Genomic DNA, 14,565 nt, shown 5'->3' with positions numbered 1-14,565 from the left:
GTCAACCTTCCTTGGGTGTCGATACGGCGGACAGGACATGCCCGCCAAGTCTTTCCAGCGCCGCCCGCAGCCCGGGATCGGTCACGCCATCCGCCACCTTGCGGGCCCTGGCGACCGATGCCTCGGACGGAGCGGCCGGCTCGGCCGGGGCCTTCGGCGCATGCGAGAAATCCGCCTGTCCTTCGGCAAAGCCCGTGGGCGCGGTCTGGGTGATCCGAACGCGCGAAATCGCGGCGTATCCGTAGCAGGCGTTGACACGTTCGCGGATGCGGTCGGCCTGCATCTCGAGCATCGGGGCCTGCGCGCCTGTCGTCAGCAGCGTCAGCGTCGCGCCGAAACCCCCGCGGCCATAGCTGACTTCAACCGGACGGCTGACGGCGGCGATGTCTTCGCCCACGACCTCGGGCCAGTGCGTCAGCAGGCGCGACACGGCGAACCCCCGGGTCTCGCCCGCGGCGCGTATGCGCTGCGCGACCAGGCTCGAGGTCCGCTCGAACCCGCGCATGCGGCGCGGAGGGGAAGTGGTGTCGCTGCCTTTCACGCCCTGTCCAATCCTTTGTCAGACGTTATCTTAATCATGGCATGGCCATGCACCAGTCCAAAGGATCAGGAGGCAGCATAACAGTTGCGTGACGCTTCGCTGAGCGACGGCCTTCTGGCCTGGTACGACGCCAACGCCCGCGTCCTGCCCTGGCGCGTCTCGCCGCATGACCGGGCGGCAGGAGTGCGCCCCGACCCCTATCGCGTGTGGCTGTCCGAGATCATGCTGCAGCAGACGACCGTTGCCGCGGTACGTGACTATTTCAGGCGATTCACGCATCTGTGGCCTGATGTCGAGGCGCTGGCGGCAGCCAACGACGCGGTCGTGATGGGCGAGTGGGCCGGGCTTGGCTATTACGCGCGCGCCCGCAATCTTCTGAAATGCGCCCGCGAGGTCGTCGCCCATCATGGTGGGCGATTTCCCGAAGATCGCGCCACGCTTCTGACGCTGCCGGGAATCGGGCCCTATACGGCCGCTGCCATCGCCGCGATCGCCTTTGACCGACCCGAGACCGTGGTGGACGGCAACGTCGAACGCGTCGTCGCCCGGCTTTTCGCCGTCGAAACGCCGATGCCGAAAGCAAAGCCCCGGCTGGAGGCGCTTGCCTCTGCCCTGACCCCGGCGCACAGGCCTGGAGACTACGCCCAGGCGATGATGGACCTTGGCGCGACCGTCTGCACCCCGCGCAGCCCGGCCTGCGGGATCTGCCCGCTAATCCATGCCTGCGAAGCCCGGCGGGCGGGCATCGCGGCCACGCTTCCGCAGAAGACGGCGAAGGCGGCCAAGCCGCTGCGCCACGGAATCGCCTATCTTGGCCGGCGTACCGACGGGGCCTGGCTGCTTGAACGCAGGCCCGACAGCGGGCTTCTGGGCGGCATGCTGGGCTGGCCGACTAGCGACTGGTCCGACGCGCCTGCCGACAGCCCGCCGCTTGCGGCAGACTGGCGCGACACGGGGCTTGAGGTTCGGCATACCTTCACCCATTTCCACCTGCGCCTTGCGTTGCGGATCGCCGATCTTCCGGCGACGGCCGCGCCGGAACGGGGTGTGTTCGTCACGCCGGCCGATTTCCGGCCGTCCGACCTGCCCACGGTGATGCGCAAGGCCCATGACCTTGCGTCGGGCGCATTCGAGACCCGTTGAGCGAAATCGCATCCGGCATATGATCGGCACCAGGAAAGACCCGCAGAGACCCCTTGATGACCTCGTCCGTCCAGATCCCGCGCATTGGACAGGCCTTGCCCTTCTGGCTTTCGCTTGGCCTTGTTCCGCTTGCGGCGCTCGGCGCGGTGCACGGCGGCTGGACGGTCTTTCTGCTTCCGGTGGCGACGTGGTGGCTGTTCGCCTTTCTCGACCACTTTCTTGGGCTGAACACCCAGAACCGCGACCCCGAGACGCCGGACGACGCCCTGCGGTGGTATCGCGCGATCACGCTGATCTGGGCGCCGATCCAGTTCGCGATGATTTTCGGCGCGCTGGCCTGGGTCACCTGGACCGGAACCCTGGCCACGTGGGAACGGATCGCCCTTTTCATCGGACTCGGCGTCGTGAACGGGGCGGTCGGGATCGTCTATGCGCACGAACTGATGCACCAGAAGACGCGGCTTGAACGCTGGCTTGGCGACATCCTGATGGCCATGTCGCTTTACGGGCACTTCCGGTCCGAGCATCTGCTTGTCCACCACCGGTATGTCGGCACGCCGCGCGACACGGTGACGGCCCGCTTCGGCGAAGGGTTCCACCGCTTCTTCCTGCGCGTGCTGCCCGAAGGCTATCGGTCGGCCTGGGCTGCCGAGACGGCGCTTCTGGCGCGCAAGGGCCTGCCGTGGTGGGACCGCTCGAATCCCTTCTGGCGTTACGCCACGCTGCAGCTTGCCATGCTTTCGCTTGCAGTCATCGTCGGCGGCTGGGCGGGGCTTGGGCTGTTCGTGCTTCAGGCCTGTGTGGGCGTCTGGCAGCTTGAGCTGATCAACTATATCGAACACTACGGGCTGACCCGAAAGCATCTGGGCGACGGGAAATACGAACATGTCCGCCCACGCCACTCCTGGAATGCCGCGCACAGGGCATCGAACTGGCTTCTGATCAACCTTCAGCGCCACTCCGACCACCACTACAAGCCCGACCGGCGCTATCCGCTTCTTCAGACCTACGACGCCACCGAGGCGCCGCAATTGCCGTACGGCTATCCGTTGATGGGGATCATCGCGCTGATCCCGCCGCTGTGGCGAAAGGTCATGCACCCGCGCATCCGGGAATGGCGGCGGACCTTCTACCCTGAAGTCACCGACTGGACACCCTACATCCGGGGTGAGACCCCGATGCCGCGCTAGCCCGAGAAATAGTCGCGCAGGATTCGCCCGTAGATCGCCTTGAGCTGGTGGATGTGGTCGACGGCGACATGTTCGTCGACCTTGTGCATGGTCTGGCCGACAAGGCCGAACTCGACCACGGGGCAGTGGTCCTTGACGAAGCGGGCGTCCGACGTGCCGCCCGAGGTCGAAAGCGCAGGCCGAAGGCCGGTTTCGGCCGCGACCGCATCCGCGACCAGATCGCTGAGCGGCCCCGGTGGCGTCAGGAAGCTTTCGCCCGACACCTTCACGTCAAGCGCAATGGTGACGCCGGTTTCCGCCTCGACCCTGCTGGCTTCGGTGCGCAGCCAACCGGTCAGGCTTGCCGAGGTATGCGCGTCGTTGAAGCGGATGTTCACCGTGGCGCGGCAGGTCGCGGGAATGACGTTCGTTGCCGGATTGCCGGTGTCGAACGTCACGACCGCCAGCGTCGACGGGTCGAAATGCGCGGTGCCGCCATCCAGCGCGTGAGTTGCCAGACGGTCTACAAGGCGCGAAAGCGCGTGAACCGGGTTTTTCGCCCGGTGCGGATAGGCGGAATGGCCCTGGACCCCGGTCGCGACGAGAAAAGCGGTCATCGACCCCCGCCGGCCGATCTTCATCGTGTCGCCCATGCGCTCGGGGCAGGTCGGCTCACCCACAAGGCAGACCGACATCGCCTCGCCATGGGTGGCCATCCAGTCGAGAATCGCGACCGTGCCGTCCTGCGCATCGCCTTCCTCGTCGCCGGTGATCGTCACGATCACGGCCCCATCGGGCGGCGTGGAACGAACGAAATCTGCCGCTGCGGCCACGAAGGCGGCCACGCCCGACTTCATATCGGCGGCCCCACGGCCCCAGATCGCGCCCTGGGCGATCTCGGCGCCGAAGGGATCGTGGCGCCAGTCCCCGGGGTCGCCCACGGGCACGACATCGGTGTGACCGTTGAAGCCGAAGGTGCGCGGGTGACCCTTCGCGCCCCAGCGGGCGAAGAGGTTGGGCGTCCCGTTCCGGTCGACGCGCGTGCAGGCGAACCCGGCCGCGTCGAGCACGGCCCGAACCTCGGCCAGGGCGCCGGCGTCGGCGGGCGTGACCGACGGGCAGCGGATGAGACGGGCGGTCAGATCAAGGGGATCGACGGGATCGGTCGGGGACATGTCCCCTCGATAGCGCGCCGGCCCCGCCGCCGCAATCGCCCCCGCGCCGGGGATGAGTCCGCGCGGCCACGCCGCGCCGATCCGTTCTGCGGAGACGTCGAAGTCCTTGGCCAAGAAACCCCGCAGAACGCATAATGTGGTGCAAGCGTATCGAGACACCGCGAAGGTCGCAGGAGCAGGGCAATGGTCGCAGGCGTCGAACTGAACTACAACACCGCCGCCACGGCGCTGCAGATGGCTCAGACCATCTTTGGCTCTGGCGTGACAATCGTGTCGGCGACCTACACCGGGGATGCGCGGGCCTCGGCGATCTATACGGGCGGGGATGCGATCTCTCCGACGGCGACCCCCTCGAACACCGGCGTGATCCTTTCGACAGGACAAGCGCAGGCGTTCACGACCGTGAACGCCACCCAGTCGAACACGGCAACGAACACCACGACAGCCAACAACGGGCCGTCGAACGTGCTTGGCGCAAACACCTTCGACGCCTCGATCCTGAACGTCACGTTCATTCCGACCGGCGATACGCTCACGATGCAGTTCCTGTTCGCATCCGAAGAGTATCCCGAGTTCGTCGGGTCGATCTACAACGACATCGTGGTGGTCGAAATCAACGGTGTCCGGGTGCCTCTGAGCGTGGCCACGGATTCCGGCTCGGTCGGATCGATCAACCCGGGAAACAACGCCTCGCTCTACTTCGACAACACCGCCGACCAGTACAACACCGAGATGGACGGCTTCACCGCGACCCTGACGCTGAAGATGTCGGTCAATCCGGGCGTGGCGAACACCATCCGGATCGGCATCGCCGATGTCGGCGACGATACCTACGACTCGAACCTGCTGATCGCGGCCGGGTCGGTGCAGACGGCCTTTATCGCGAACGACGACAGCCGCACGATGTTCGTGAACCAGGAAAAGACGCTCGACATCCTCGGCAACGATGACGCTCCGTCCGGGTCGACCCTGACGCTGACGCATATCAACGGCCTTCCCGTCGTGGCGGGCCAGCAGATCACGCTTCCCACGGGGCAGGTGGTCACCGTGAACGCCGACGGCACGATCAAGGTGCTGACCGATTCCGACCTTGAGACGGTATCGTTTTCCTACACCGCGCAGACGTCGACCGGGGTCAGCGACAGCGCGTTCGTCACGATCCAGACCATCCCCTGCTTTACCGCGGGAACGCGCCTTGACACCCCGCACGGTCCCCGGCCGGTCGAGGATCTGTCGGTCGGCGACATGGTGCTGACCCGCGACGAGGGACCCCGCCCGATCCGCTGGATCGGACATCGCCGCGTCCCGGCGACCGGGCGTTTCGCGCCGGTGCGCATCGGGGCCGGCGTGCTGGGCGCCACCCGGCCACTGATGGTGTCGCCGCTGCACAGGGTGCTTGCCCAGGGGTCCGTCGCCGAACTTCTGTTCGGAACGCGCGAAGTGCTGGTCGCCGCGCGCGACCTTGTCGACGGCCGCGACGTGCAGGTCGTGGAAGGGGGATGGGTGGATTACTTCCACCTTCTCTTCGATCGCCATCAGGTCGTCACGACCGACGGGCTTCTGTCGGAAAGCTTCCTGCTGGGACCGCAGACCCGTCACTGTTTCGATCAGGCCGCGGTCGAGGAAATCTGCGCGCTTTTCCCCGATCTCGACCCGGCCACCGGTGGTGGCTACGGCGCAAGCGCGCGGCCCGCCCTGCGCCCGTTCGAGGCGCGGCTACTGGTCGCCTGAGCGGCGCGCGAGAAAGCCCAGCACCGCCGTGCCCAGCGCCTCGGGCCGGTCGATCCGAAGGCGGGCCCGCCGATGCTCGTCGCCTGTCCCATAGCCCCAGGCAACCGCGATCGCATCCATTCGGTTGGCGCGCGCCGCGTCGATGTCATGGTGGCGGTCGCCGACCATCACGGCATCGCCGGGGTCCTCGCCGGTCAGATTCAGCGCATGGGCCAGAAGCTCGGCCTTGTCGTTGCGGGTCCCGTCAAGCTCGGGCCCGAATTCGGCGGTCATGAAGGGGGCAAGGCCGAAATGCGCCGTGATCTTGCGCGCATAGGCATGGGGCTTGGCGGTCGCCACGTAAAGCCGGTGCCCGGCGTCGCGCATCGCGGACAGGGACGGCAGGATGCCTGGAAACACGGTCGCGTCGTAAAGGCCGCCGGCGTTGTAATGGGCGCGGTAAAGTTCGAGCGCGGCCTGCGGGTCGGACGCGCCCAGCCGCCGGAAACTGTCGATCAGCGGCGGACCGATGGTCCAGGCAAGATCGTCGGACGACGGTGCGTGCAACCCGAGGGACTGAAGGGCATGGCGCACGGCCGCCGTGATCCCGGGCTTGGGGTCGGTCAGCGTGCCGTCGAGATCAAGGAAGATCGCCGCCATCAGTCGAAATCGGGCGAGACCTGCGCCACGATCACGGCGTTTTCGGCCAGCGCGCGGTCCATCAGGGCCCGTTCCTCGTCGGGGATGTCGTGGCCCAGCGCTTCGCGTTCGGCAAGCGTGCCGTAGCCGCTGACCTCCAGCGGGGCAAGATCGGCCGCCTTCAGAACTGCGACGGTCTCGCGCACGGCCTCGGCCTCGTCGACGCCGGCGGCATAGCAGATCATCGCCGCCCCGGTCGCCCTGTCCGGCAGACCGTCGCCCGCCTTGCGGCCAAGCTGCACAAGCAGCGTAAAGACCTCGGGTGCTTTCTTCGGTTTCGTCATGGGCGCCAGAGGTTTCAGAGATCGGCGCCCCCGGCAAGCCCTCATCGCGACGCGTGAGGCCGGTCGGCGATCGTCAGCAGTGGGATAAGCCGTGCCCGGTGATCGGTCGGGTCGAACAGCGCCTGCGGATAGGGCTGGAAGGCCGGGTCGGTTTCATAAAGATGGCGGATCCCCGAAAGGACGGCCCAGCGGGCGGCCGGCTCCAGACGTTCGTAGGCAAGAGCCTGCTGTTCCCACCTGTACGAGAACCAGCCCTGCTCGTCGCCCCGCGACAGGGCCGTGACAAGCAGCACCACCGTCGCCACAAGATGGCCCGGATGCGCCGGATCGTGGGAGGCGAGTTCCAGCACCTCGGAGGGCGTCCACGCCTGCCCCGGCAACAGGACCGACCCTTGCGCAGCGATCACGTCGCGCAGGGCGGACAGGTGCTCAGCCGCGCGGTCGCCATAGTCGGCGGCTGCGATCGCGGACAGCACGTTATCGGGCGCGCCTTCGGCGATTGCGCGCAGGTCCGGCCGCACGCGGCCAAGATCGACCCCGCTTGTGGCCTGCAGATGGATGCTTCCCGCGGGAAGACGCCCGGCTTCGGCCAGCCCGTGAAAGCCGCGAAGGACAGCGGCCCTCTCGACCGGGCCGGCGGTCAGATAGTGTTCGGCATTGGCGTCCCAGTGCCAGTAAAGGTCATCTGGCCCGGCGCCGCCCTGAAGCCGGTCGGCAAGCAGGATCATTGTGGCCAGGACGAAGGCCTCGAAATCCTCGTCAGGAAGGGTCGCGGCAAGAAGCAGCGTTTCATGCAAGGGAAGCGTGCGACCCGCGACCAGGCGACACCGGTCCTGGTGGACAAGGGCGGCCAAGGCACGCAACGCGTCGTCCTGCGCCATATCGGCCGTCGGCACGCCGGCCGCGATCCGCCGCAAGGTGGACAGCGGGGCCTGCCTGGCCAGATGGACCAGATCATGGCTGGCCTGAAGGGGGCGAAAACCGACCGCGAAACTCATGACACTCACCGAACGCCGCAAGGCTACGCGGCCTGCAGGGTGTCGGACCAGACGATTCAGGGTCGGTTAGGCACGAATCCCGAAACAGTCTGTTCAGTCGCGCAGAAGTTCGTTGATCCCGGTTTTCGACCTGGTCTTCTCGTCCACGCGCTTGACGATCACCGCGCAGTAAAGGTGGACGCCGCCGGTGGACGGCATCGACCCCGCCACGACCACGGAATAGGGCGGAACCTCACCATACATGACTTCGCCCGTGGCGCGGTCGACGATCTTGGTCGACTGGCCGATGAAGACGCCCATGCCAAGGACCGACCCCTCGCGCACGATCACGCCCTCGACGACCTCGGAGCGCGCGCCGATGAAGCAGTTGTCCTCGATGATCGTCGGGCCGGCCTGCATCGGCTCGAGCACGCCGCCGATGCCTACGCCGCCCGACAGGTGCACGTTCTTGCCGATCTGGGCACAGGATCCGACCGTGGCCCAGGTGTCGACCATGGTGCCGCTGTCCACATAGGCGCCGAGGTTCACGAAGGACGGCATCAGGACGACACCGGGCGCGATATAGGCCGACCGGCGCACGACGCAGGTCGGAACGGCGCGGAAGCCGGCTTCCTTCCAGTCCTTCTTCTTCCAGCCCTTGAACTTCGAATCGACCTTGTCCCACCAGTCGCCGCCCTGCGGGCCGCCCGACTGCTTTTCCATGTCCTGCAGCCGGAACCCCAGAAGCACGGCCTTCTTGGCCCACTGGTTGACGTGCCAGCGTCCGTCCTCCTGGCGCTCGGCCACACGCAGGCGTCCGCGGTCAAGCGCGTCCAGCGTCTGTTCGATGGCGTCGCGGGTCTGGCCCGTGGTCGCGGGGCTGATCTGGTCGCGCGCCTCCCATGCGGCTTCAATGGCGGCTTCAAGCTGGCTGTTGGATACGCTGTTGGACACGGGCGGCTTCCTCTGATTCAACTGAAACACGCGGTTCCCCGGCCTATAGTGTCTGCCGGCACGGGGCGCAATCCAACCGAAAGGGACAGACCAGCATGATGGACGACCGCGACAGACCGTTTCCCGACGCGCAGGAAGACGCGAAATCCGTTCATGTCGTTCCTGACACGCCGCAAACGCGATCGCCCGCCTATCGCCTTGCCTACGACGACCCCGACTTCCTGTGCCGGGACGAACTGCGCCCGGTGCGGCTTCAACTTGAGCTTCTGAAGCCCGAGATGATGATGACCGAATACGGCATCGATTCGACCATCGTCCTGTTCGGCGGGGCCCGCATCCCCGAACCCGCCCGAAAGGACACGGCGAAGACGCCGATGCTGGCCGAGTTGTCGAAATACTATGACGAGGCGCGCCGCTTCGCCCGGCTGATGACGGAACGGTCGGCCCGCAACGGCCATCGCGAAGGGGTCATCGTCACCGGGGGCGGACCCGGTGTGATGGAGGCGGGAAACCGCGGGGCGGCCGACGCCGGCGGCGTCTCGATCGGGCTGAACGTGGTGTTGCCGCACGAACAGGTGCCGAACGAATACGTGACGCCCGACCTGTGCTTCAACTTCCACTACTTCGCCATCCGCAAGATGCATTTCCTCATGCGGGCGAAGGCCATGGTGTTCTTTCCCGGCGGCTTCGGCACACTGGATGAACTGTTCGAGTCGCTGACCCTGATCCAGACCGGCCGGATGCGGCAGGTTCCGGTGCTGCTTTTCGGGCGCGAGTTCTGGGAACGGCTGATCGACTGGTCCGCGCTTGCCGATGCCGGCACCATCGCGCGCGAGGACCTTGAGCTTTTCCGCTATGTCGAAAGCGCGGAAGAGGCTGTCGAAATCATCGACGGCTGGAGCGACTGGTCGAAGCGAACGCGGGTGCCCGGCCACTGAATCGTTAAGACTTTGCCCACAAGAAGGCCTGCTTTCGTTTCTATTTCTTCCGACTTCTGCCGCCTTTCATCCGTATGAATGTATCTGAAGCCGCAGAGGATGCGGACGACATTAACCATTGAAAGGACCGTGTGGAGGGCCAGGACGGCGCCCCGCGGCGGAAGGTTCGAGTGATGATGAGATATCCAAGCACCGCACGGGGAGGTCGCCGGATGACCTGCCCCCCCGCAACCGGACTTCGGGCCGGGGCGCGCACCAGGGCCTTCGTCCGGGACACCGACGGCGCGATCACGGTCGACTGGGTGATGGCCTGTGCGGTCGCGGTGTCGCTTGCGCTCGCCGCGGCGTTCAGCGTCTGGCAGGGCACGATGGATGTGGCGCAGGACACCGCCGAGGCCATCGAGGGCCGCGTCGACATGTCCGATGCGACGACGAAGACAAAGAAGGATGCGACCGCCCACGGTGATGACAACGTGACCTATGACCAAGCCCCAAGCGCGGGATGGACCGACAGCGGGTCGGACAGCGCGGCGGGCAGCGGGTCAGGCGGCGCCTCGGGCGGTGCCTATCAGGGCGGGTCGGGCTCGGGTGGACAGGGCGGCTCGGCGCAGTACGGCAATGCCCAGAGCGGCATGGCGGACAGCGGCACGACGTCAACCGGCTCGTCCGGGAACGGCACGTCGTCGACGAGCACGACGGGAAGCGGCACGACATCATCCGGCACGACCGGGAACGGCACGTCGTCCACCGGGGGGGCGCCCTCGGACAACGGGTCGACCGGGTCCTCGGGCGGGACATCCACCGGATCGTCGACCGGAAGTTCGTCCACGGGCTCCAGCCAGGGTGGGGCAGTCACGACCAGTTCCGGTTCGGGTGCTTCGGGCACCGGCGGATCGGGAGGCGGCACCGCCGCGGTGTCTTCGGGAAGCGGCACCACGACCAATCCGGCCACCGATCCCAACGCTCAGGCCAGTACCGACGACGACTGCAAGTCGAATTCGAACGGCAAGGGCAAGGGACTGGCCACCGCGCCGGGTCAGCAGAAGTGCAAGTGACAGGTGCGCGGGGGCTTCGGGCCCCGCGTTTCCGCGTCAGCCCAGACCGGCTTCGGCCTCGATCTGGGCGCGGCTCTTTCGGGCGCGTTCGGTCGCGGACTTGAGCTGCCCGCAAGCCGCCATGATATCCTCGCCCCGCGGAGTCCGGATCGGCGAGGCATAGCCGGCCTTGTAGACGATATCGGCAAAAGCCTCGATCCGCGCCCAATCCGACCGCTCATAGGGGGCGCCGGGCCACTCGTTGAAGGGGATCAGGTTGATCTTGGCGGGAATGCCGCTGATCAGCCTGACAAGCCGCCGGGCATCCTCGTCGCTGTCGTTCACGCCCTTCAGCATCACGTATTCGAAGGTGATCCGTTCCGAGTTCGACAGCTTCGGATAGGCGCGCAGCGCGTCAAGCAGCTCGGCGATGGGCCACTTCTTGTTGATCGGCACAAGCCGGTCGCGCACGTCGTCCGTGGTGGCGTGGAAGGACACCGCCAGCATGCAACCGATCTCTTCGGCGGTGCGCGCGATCTCGGGCACGACGCCGCTGGTCGACAGCGTGATCCGGCGGCGCGACAGGGCGATCCCTTCGCCGTCCATGGCGATCTTCATCGCGTCGCGCACGGCCTCGAAGTTGTACAGAGGCTCGCCCATGCCCATCAGAACGATGTTCGACAGAAGCCGCGGCCCGGCCTCGCCCGTGCCGACGCCCGGTTCGGGCCATTCGCCAAGGTCGTCGCGGGCGACCATGACCTGGCCGACGATTTCCGCCGCGGTCAGGTTGCGCACAAGCTTTTGGGTGCCCGTGTGGCAGAAGGAACAGGTCAGCGTGCAGCCCACCTGGCTTGAGATGCACAGCGTCCCGCGGTCTTCCTCGGGGATATAGACCGTCTCGACCTCGTGCCCCCCGGCGATCCGCACCAGATACTTGCGCGTCCCGTCGGCCGAGACCTGGCGTGACACGATCTCGGGGATCTCGATCACGAAACGCTGTCCCAGCTGGGCGCGGCAGTCCTTCGACAGGTTGGTCATCGCGTCGAAGTCGCGCACGCCCCAGTGGTAGATCCATTGCCAGATCTGTCCCACCCTCATCTTCGCCTGTTTCTCGGGCGTGCCGGCGGCAATCAATGCCTCGCGCAGACCCTCGCGCGTCAGGCCGACAAGGTTCTGCCGTCCGTCCGCGGCCGCGGGCAGCTTGCGGGGGATCGTCAGCACGTCCTGGGTGATCGGGGCGTTCGCGCTCATCGGGTCCGACTCCTCTGTCGATCCGCCGATATAGGCGATCGCCGGGCATTTGCCAAAGGCAATCCGCCCGGGTCCGCGGCGCCGGATCGGATCAGCCGGCGCAGCGCTTCTCGGCGTCCTCGATCATGGCGGTCGCCCCCATGAGCGAGAAGGTGTCGCGCGTCTGCGTTCCCCGGGCCGAGCGCCCAGTCAGAACCGCCTGCGCGCCACGCTTCAACGCCGCGACGATGCGCGCGTCATCCCCGGCCGACGCACCCCAGGCGAATTCGCCGTTGGTGAACAGCTCGAAGCTGTTTTCCCCGATCTCGAGCGTCACGGTCGAGCCTTCCGCAAAGGGATAGCCGCCGGTGAACGACACCTCGCCCACCACGTTCGCCTCGGGGCGATACGACACGAACAGAAGGATGTCGCCGCGCCGCACCGACACGGTTCGCCCGTCGCGCGTGTTCACGGTTTCCTTGGGGGCGCTCACCGCCCAGCATTCCTTGGGGCTGTCGCCGGTGAAGACGGACCAGTCGGTCTGTGCGGCCACGCGGTTGGTGGATTCCTGCGCCATCGCGCCGGTCGCACAGAGGACCGCCACGGCAAGTCCGATGCCTTTGAGCGTCAGAGATGTCATGTCGCGTTCTGCCTTTGCCTCGTGCCCCGACCCCGTCGCCCCTTTGTCTTCCGGGTGCTTGCCGGTGTCACGGCATGTTTCTACTCTGTGGCGACAATAGCGCGTTCAAGCGCTGCTGTTAAACCCCCAACGGCGGAAAATCGCTTAAAGGAAAGGCGTCCTCACGCATGTCTGATCCGGTTCCCCTGTGCGACGTCTGGCGCGGCGATTTCCTTGAGTCGCGCCATCGCGGCCATGTCGTAATCGCGCATGTGGACGACGGCCCGCTCGCCACCTGGGGCGACGCTGCCGCGATCGTCCTGCCGCGATCTTCGTCGAAGATGTTGCAGGCCTTGCCGCTGGTCGAAAGCGGGGCCGCCGATGCGGCGGGGCTGACGACCGAGAATCTGGCCCTGGCCTGCGCGTCGCACACGGGGGCGGCGATCCATACCGATCGGGTGACCGCCTGGCTTGGCGCGCTCGGATTGACCGAGGCCGACCTGCGTTGCGGTCCGCAGATGCCCGAAGACCCCGAAGCACATCGCCACTGCTATTGCGGCGGGCATGCCCCGGGGCAGGTGCACAACAACTGCTCGGGCAAGCATACGGGCTTTCTTACGCTGGCCCGGCACCTCGGGGCGGGACCCGAGTACATCGAAGCCGACCATCCGGTTCAGGTCGCGGTCCGCGACGCCTTCGAGGACATGACCGGCGCGCCCAGCCCCGGCTGGGCCATCGACGGCTGTTCGGCGCCGAACTTCACCACTTCAGTCGCGGGCTTGGCGACCGCCATGGCGCGCCTTGCCGGCGCCCGCGGGACCGGCGACGCCCGTGACCGCGCCGGGCATCGCCTGATCGCGGCGATGGTGGCCCATCCCGACCTGATCGCCGGCGAAGGCCGCGCCTGCACGGACCTCATGCGCGCGATGGGCGGACGCGCCGCGATCAAGACGGGCGCCGAAGGCGTGTTCGTGGCGATCATACCGGAACGCCGGATCGGCGTGGCGCTGAAGATCGCGGACGGGACGACGCGTGCCGCAGAATGCGCCATTGCGGCGATCCTGGTGGCGTTTGGCGTGCTCGACCCGCTTCACCCGGCGACGCGGAAGCGGTTGGATGCGCCGATCCTGAACCGTCGCGGAATCGACGCCGGCCGGATCACCACCGCGCCGGCCTTCGCCAAAGACCTGCGCCGTCTCTAGGCCGGCACGAATTCGTCCCGCGCATAGCCCTGAAGATACAGAAGCGCGGTCAGGTCGCCGAAGTTGATCCGCCGGTCCACTTCGGCCGCGACCACGGGCTTGGCGTGAAGTGCGACGCCCGCCCCTGCAAGCCTGAGCATGCCAAGGTCGTTCGCCCCGTCGCCCACCGCCATTACATCGGCCGGGGTGACACCCAGCGCCGCCGCCGTTTCGTGCAGGGCCGCGACCTTCGCCTCGCGCCCAAGGATCGGTTCGGCGACGCGACCGCTCAGACGGTGGCCATCGACCAGCAGCGTGTTCGCGCGATGCTCGTCGAAGCCCAGCGCTTCGGCCACATGCGCGGTGAAGGCGGTGAAGCCACCCGACACCAGCACGGCCCGTGCGCCGGCGGCCTTCATCGTCGCGATCAGTTCACGCCCACCCGGGGTGAAGGTGATCCGCTCGCGCAGGACAGTCTCTATCACGGCGGAATCGAGGCCTTTGAGCAGGGCAACCCGTTCCCGCAGCGCCCCTTCGAAATCAAGCTCGCCGTTCATCGCGCGGGCCGTGATGTCCTTCACGCGGTCGCCCACGCCTGCCATGTCGGCCAGTTCGTCGATGCATTCCTGCCCGATCATGGTGCTGTCCATATCGGCCAAAAGCGCCCGCTTCCTGCGACGTTCGGCAGGCTGGATGACAAGATCGATGCGCAGTTGCTGCAACTCGGCCCAGACCTCCCACAGGTTGGCCGGGCGAAGGGCCACGGGAAACTCGGCCGCCTCGTCGGGGGCAAGCCACTGTGCCGCCCCTCCGCCCCAGGCGTTGCGCAGGCTGTCCACCAAGGCCGGTTCCAGCGTCGGTGCGGCGGGCGAGGTCAAAAGCGTGACGACATGCATGGGGCGCGTTTCCGA

General features: G+C 67.0%; 15 protein-coding genes. 6 read left to right on the top strand and 9 right to left on the bottom strand.

Annotated features, from left to right (window positions below):
• Position 1: 1 nt before the first annotated feature.
• Positions 2-505 (bottom strand): DUF721 domain-containing protein, encoded by a 504-nt coding sequence (locus tag ACRDNQ_RS08725; RefSeq protein WP_431828265.1) that lies wholly within the window; start codon positions 503-505, stop codon positions 2-4.
• A gap of 120 nt (positions 506-625) precedes the next feature.
• Here ACRDNQ_RS08725 and mutY point away from each other — a divergent pair, with 120 nt between their 5' ends.
• On the top strand, positions 626-1,684 hold the full coding sequence (gene mutY, locus ACRDNQ_RS08720; RefSeq protein WP_431828264.1) for an A/G-specific adenine glycosylase: 1,059 nt from the start codon (positions 626-628) through the stop codon (positions 1,682-1,684).
• Positions 1,685-1,740: 56 nt separating this feature from the next.
• Positions 1,741-2,874, top strand: coding sequence for an alkane 1-monooxygenase (locus tag ACRDNQ_RS08715; RefSeq protein WP_431828263.1), 1,134 nt, complete (start codon positions 1,741-1,743; stop codon positions 2,872-2,874).
• Here the strand turns inward: ACRDNQ_RS08715 and dapE are convergent.
• Entirely contained in the window at positions 2,871-4,028 is a 1,158-nt protein-coding gene (gene dapE, locus ACRDNQ_RS08710; protein WP_431828262.1) for a succinyl-diaminopimelate desuccinylase, read from the bottom strand. The genes ACRDNQ_RS08715 and dapE overlap by 4 nt on opposite strands.
• Positions 4,029-4,211: 183 nt before the next feature.
• Here dapE and ACRDNQ_RS08705 point away from each other — a divergent pair, with 183 nt between their 5' ends.
• Positions 4,212-5,759: a Hint domain-containing protein gene (locus ACRDNQ_RS08705; RefSeq protein WP_431828261.1), complete on the top strand. Its 1,548-nt coding sequence runs from the start codon at positions 4,212-4,214 to the stop codon at positions 5,757-5,759.
• On the opposite strand, the gene ACRDNQ_RS08700 is transcribed toward ACRDNQ_RS08705, so the two are convergent.
• From ACRDNQ_RS08700 to dapD, 4 genes are all read right to left on the bottom strand, one after another.
• Complete coding sequence (locus ACRDNQ_RS08700; protein WP_431828260.1) at positions 5,745-6,398, bottom strand: HAD hydrolase-like protein; 654 nt, start codon at positions 6,396-6,398, stop codon at positions 5,745-5,747. The genes ACRDNQ_RS08705 and ACRDNQ_RS08700 overlap by 15 nt on opposite strands.
• On the bottom strand, positions 6,398-6,721 hold the full coding sequence (locus tag ACRDNQ_RS08695) for a hypothetical protein (protein WP_431828259.1): 324 nt from the start codon (positions 6,719-6,721) through the stop codon (positions 6,398-6,400). The genes ACRDNQ_RS08700 and ACRDNQ_RS08695 overlap by 1 nt, the downstream gene beginning before the upstream one ends.
• Before the next feature lie 41 nt (positions 6,722-6,762).
• Complete coding sequence (locus ACRDNQ_RS08690; protein ID WP_431828258.1) at positions 6,763-7,719, bottom strand: hypothetical protein; 957 nt, start codon at positions 7,717-7,719, stop codon at positions 6,763-6,765.
• 93 nt (positions 7,720-7,812) lie between these two features.
• Complete coding sequence (gene dapD, locus ACRDNQ_RS08685; protein WP_431828257.1) at positions 7,813-8,652, bottom strand: 2,3,4,5-tetrahydropyridine-2,6-dicarboxylate N-succinyltransferase; 840 nt, start codon at positions 8,650-8,652, stop codon at positions 7,813-7,815.
• Between the two features lie 95 nt (positions 8,653-8,747).
• On the opposite strand from dapD, the gene ACRDNQ_RS08680 reads away from it, so the two are divergent.
• Complete coding sequence (locus ACRDNQ_RS08680; protein ID WP_431828256.1) at positions 8,748-9,590, top strand: LOG family protein; 843 nt, start codon at positions 8,748-8,750, stop codon at positions 9,588-9,590.
• Between the two features lie 212 nt (positions 9,591-9,802).
• Positions 9,803-10,645, top strand: a complete 843-nt coding sequence (locus tag ACRDNQ_RS08675) for a hypothetical protein (protein WP_431828255.1) — start codon at positions 9,803-9,805, stop codon at positions 10,643-10,645.
• 36 nt (positions 10,646-10,681) lie between these two features.
• Here the strand turns inward: ACRDNQ_RS08675 and rlmN are convergent, their stop codons facing one another.
• Positions 10,682-11,875: a dual-specificity RNA methyltransferase RlmN gene (gene rlmN, locus ACRDNQ_RS08670; RefSeq protein ID WP_431828254.1), complete on the bottom strand. Its 1,194-nt coding sequence runs from the start codon at positions 11,873-11,875 to the stop codon at positions 10,682-10,684.
• A 91-nt stretch (positions 11,876-11,966) separates the two neighbouring features.
• Positions 11,967-12,494, bottom strand: a complete 528-nt coding sequence (locus ACRDNQ_RS08665; protein WP_431828253.1) for an invasion associated locus B family protein — start codon at positions 12,492-12,494, stop codon at positions 11,967-11,969.
• Between the two features lie 167 nt (positions 12,495-12,661).
• Here ACRDNQ_RS08665 and ACRDNQ_RS08660 point away from each other — a divergent pair, with 167 nt between their 5' ends.
• The gene (locus ACRDNQ_RS08660; RefSeq protein WP_431828252.1) at positions 12,662-13,675 is read left to right on the top strand and encodes an asparaginase; all 1,014 of its coding nucleotides are present in this window, start codon (positions 12,662-12,664) and stop codon (positions 13,673-13,675) included.
• Here the strand turns inward: ACRDNQ_RS08660 and serB are convergent.
• Complete coding sequence (gene serB, locus ACRDNQ_RS08655) at positions 13,672-14,550, bottom strand: phosphoserine phosphatase SerB (protein ID WP_431828251.1); 879 nt, start codon at positions 14,548-14,550, stop codon at positions 13,672-13,674. The genes ACRDNQ_RS08660 and serB overlap by 4 nt on opposite strands.
• Positions 14,551-14,565: the final 15 nt, after the last annotated feature.

It is taken from the genome of Saliniferula longa, from assembly GCF_050789285.1.
Lineage (GTDB): Bacteria > Pseudomonadota > Alphaproteobacteria > Rhodobacterales > Rhodobacteraceae > CAVPWP01.
The sequence above is the reverse complement of the archived record's forward strand: the minus strand, read 5'-3'. Positions and strand labels throughout refer to the sequence as shown.